Origin of the sequence: Bradyrhizobium sp., from assembly GCF_049512235.1 — a bacterium.
In the GTDB taxonomy this organism is placed as follows: Bacteria; Pseudomonadota; Alphaproteobacteria; order Rhizobiales; family Xanthobacteraceae; genus Bradyrhizobium.
Window position 1 is genome coordinate 1 of the sequence record NZ_JBEKXH010000620.1, and the last position, 3,363, is coordinate 3,363.

A 3,363-nucleotide genomic window follows, 5' to 3' on the forward strand; every position below is an offset into this window, starting at 1 on the left:
CTCCCCCGCGCGAAGAGCGCGGGAGAGGGAGCGCAGCTTCGCAAGCTTCGATATGATCAGAACTTCGGAAACGCTGGTGGTCTAGTCTTAGTCTAGTCCGCTTTGGCGGGTAATATCGTGAGCTCCGGCCACAGCCCGCGCCAGCGGCTGGCCTTCGCGGCGTAGCTGGCCGCCGAAAAATTCGGTCCCGGGTTGGGTCGCACGATGAGGCCGGCGATATCGTCGAATCCATGCGGCGCGTAGACGTCATACCCCGTAGCGGTGCGGCGGATGCCAACCTGGGTATTCCTCGTGAGGAAACGATCGATGCCTTGCACGGAGGACTGCAGTGCCGGGTAGGGCAGCCCGTGCTTCTGCGGGTACCAGAGATGGACGCGGGCCTGATTGCGCAGCTCGACCTTGACGCCGAGGTTTTCAAACCTGCCCTGCAACTGGGCGATCACGGCGTCCTCGGCCTGCCATGAGGTATCGGGATCGAAATAGAAGATGTCGTAGTCGTTGATGCCGTAGTCGACCGCTCGCCCGGTCTTGACGTTCCACACGCTCTGCACCAGGCATCCCGAGACGATCCACGCATCCGGCAGTGCCAGCCGGAAACATTCATCGGCCAGAATGGCATTGACCGAATTGCGCAGGGCCGCGGCGAGAAAGATGTCTGCATCCATGGCCGCACGATACCATCAGAGCGCCCCCTCACCATGAGGTCTGCTCTCAAAATGAAGCCGGTAGCGGCGTCGTTCAGGCGGCCTTGCTCTTCGATCTGGCAGGCGCCTTCGGCTTGTCCGCGGACTTTTTCCTGGTCGCGGCCTTTGCCGGGCCGACCGGTCCGGAAACCGCCAGCGAGGTGGCCAACAGCTCGCGCTGGGCATCGAGCCAATAAGCGTCGGCATTGCCTTCAGGGCAGCCGGCCGCGATCCAGAGATGATAGGCCCGCTCACGGATGGTCTGATCGAGATCTTGCATGGTGAATTCTCCTTGTTGAAGGGAGAACTCATGCATGAATCATGGTTAACAATTTCCTAATTTAGGGTCACAAAGTCGGTAGTTTTGCTACCCCGCCGCGTCATCCCTCAACGCACCGACGTGAAAAACCGCGCCGGGCGAAAGCCGGACAGCCAGGTCCAGACCGGCTGGCTGCGGATGCCGAGGTCCCAGGATCCGACGATGGCGTCGGCGCGGCCGACCAGGTCGTCGATCGGCAGCATGCCGACGCCGCCGTCGCGCAGCGGAACGCGGCTGTCGGCGGAGTTGTCGCGGTTGTCGCCCATCACGAACAAATGGCCCGGCGGCACGGTCACTTCCGCCGTGTTGTCGAGCCGGCCATTGTCGCGCAGCTTGAAAATCTCGTGGCTGACGCCATTGGGCAAGGTTTCGATGTAGCGATAGGCAGGCTCGACGCCGCCATCGTCGTTTTCCGCCTTGCCGATCCCGTCGGGCTTCAGCTCCGCCGCGCGGTCATTGATGAAGAGCTGGCCCTGCCGCATCTGGATGCGGTCGCCGGGCAGCCCGACCACGCGCTTGACCCAGGCCTGCGAGCGGTCGCCCGGCCAGCGGAACACCACGACATCGCCGGGTTTTGGGGTTTCGCCCAACAGCCGTCCGCTCTCGGGCAGGTTGATCTGGATCGGCAGCGAGGCCGTAGAATAGCCATACGCGAATTTCGTTGCCAACAGCGCATCGCCGATCTGCAGCGTCGGCTCCATCGAGCCCGACGGCACATAGAACGGCTCGGCCAGCGCGCCCTTGGCCAGGAATACCGCCAGCACGACGCCGGCGAGCTGCAACAATTGGCCGCGCCAAATGGAGGTCTTCGGCGCCACCGTTTCCTTGTTGATGCCCATTAGCCGGTTCCTCCGACGGTGATGCGCTCCATCCGCAGCGTCGGCTGGCCGACACCGACCGGCACGCCCTGGCCGTTCTTGCCGCAGGTGCCGATCCCGGTATCGAGCGCGAGGTCGTTGCCGATCATGGTGATGCGATGCAGGTCGGTCGGCCCGTTGCCGATCAGCATCGCCCCCTTCAGCGGCGCCCCGAGTTTTCCATCCTCGATCTTGTAGGCCTCGGTGCACTGGAACACATATTTGCCCGAGGTGATGTCGACCTGGCCGCCGCCGAAATTGGCGGCATAGATGCCGTGCTTGACCGAGGCAAGGATTTCGCCGGGGTCGCGCTCACCGGCCAGCATGTAGGTGTTGGTCATGCGCGGCATCGGCACATGGCCATAGCCCTGGCGGCGGCCATTGCCGGTCGGCTTCATGTTCATCAGCCGCGCGTTCTGCCGATCCTGCATGTAGCCGACCAGAATTCCGTCCTCGATCAGCACGGTGCGGTTGGTCGGCGTGCCCTCGTCATCGATCGACAGCGAGCCGCGCCGCGCCGCCATGGTGCCGTCATCGACCACGGTGACGCCCTTGGCGGCGACCTGCTGGCCCATCAGGCCGGCAAAGGCCGAGGTCTGCTTGCGGTTGAAATCGCCCTCGAGCCCATGGCCGACCGCCTCGTGCAGCATCACGCCGGGCCAGCCGGCGCCCAGCACCACGTCCATCTCGCCGGCCGGCGCCGGAACCGATTCGAGATTGACCAGGGCCTCGCGCAGCGCGCCATCGGCGGCCTCGCGCCAGGCCTTGCTATCGATGAAGCGGGCATAGCCCTCGCGGCCGCCATAGCCCTTGCTGCCGCTTTCCTGGCGGTCGCCCTGGCCGGCGACGACGGAAACATTGACCCGCACCAGCGGGCGGATGTCGCGATAGCTCTCGCCATCCGGCCGCAGGATTTCCACCACCTGCCAGGTCGCGCCAACACTGACCGAGACCTGCCGCACCCGGGGATCCCGGTCGCGGACATAGGCATCGATTTCGGCGAGCAGCTTGACCTTGGCCTCGAAGCCAGGGGCATCCAGCGGATTTTCATCGCCATAGAGCCGCACATTGCTGTGCGCCGGGGCCGCCGCGAAGGTGCCGGAGTAGCCGCCGCGCACCGCCGCGACCGCGTCGGCGGCGCGAATCAGCGCCGGCAGCGAGACGTCCGAGGAATGCGCATAGCCGACCGCGTCATCCTTGACCGCGCGCAGCCCAAACCCCTGCGAGGTGTCATAGGTGGCCTGCTTGAGCCGGCCATTGTCGAACATCAGCGCCTCGGACTGGCTGTATTCCAGGAACAGCTCGCCGTCATCGGCGCCTGACAGCCCCCGCGCGATTTCGTGACGCACGGCATCGCGGTGGAGACTGGCGCGGTCGAGAAGCGAGGTTGTAGGGGTCATAGGGCCTATTCCGTTGCGGGTGGGGATGGGATCAAGATAGTCTTTTGCCGGCCGGGTTGCGAGGGGGGCCAGGCAGGCCCGATTGCCGCATCGAGGTTAAGGCC

General features: G+C 64.9%; 4 protein-coding genes. All 4 read right to left on the reverse strand.

The window, feature by feature from the left end:
- Positions 1-92: 92 nt before the first annotated feature.
- The 4 genes from ABSG20_RS32830 to tldD all read right to left on the reverse strand — a co-directional run bounded on the left by ABSG20_RS32830 (position 93) and on the right by tldD (position 3,259).
- A complete protein-coding gene (locus ABSG20_RS32830; protein ID WP_423868604.1) occupies positions 93-665 on the reverse strand; it encodes a nucleotidyltransferase family protein in 573 nt (190 codons plus the stop codon).
- Between the two features lie 73 nt (positions 666-738).
- Positions 739-963 (reverse strand): DUF2934 domain-containing protein, encoded by a 225-nt coding sequence (locus ABSG20_RS32835; protein WP_423868605.1) that lies wholly within the window; start codon positions 961-963, stop codon positions 739-741.
- Positions 964-1,070: 107 nt separating this feature from the next.
- A complete protein-coding gene (gene lepB, locus ABSG20_RS32840) occupies positions 1,071-1,841 on the reverse strand; it encodes a signal peptidase I (RefSeq protein ID WP_423868606.1) in 771 nt (256 codons plus the stop codon).
- Entirely contained in the window at positions 1,841-3,259 is a 1,419-nt protein-coding gene (tldD, locus tag ABSG20_RS32845; RefSeq protein WP_423868607.1) for a metalloprotease TldD, read from the reverse strand. The genes lepB and tldD overlap by 1 nt, the downstream gene beginning before the upstream one ends.
- Between the last annotated feature and the right edge of the window lie 104 nt (positions 3,260-3,363).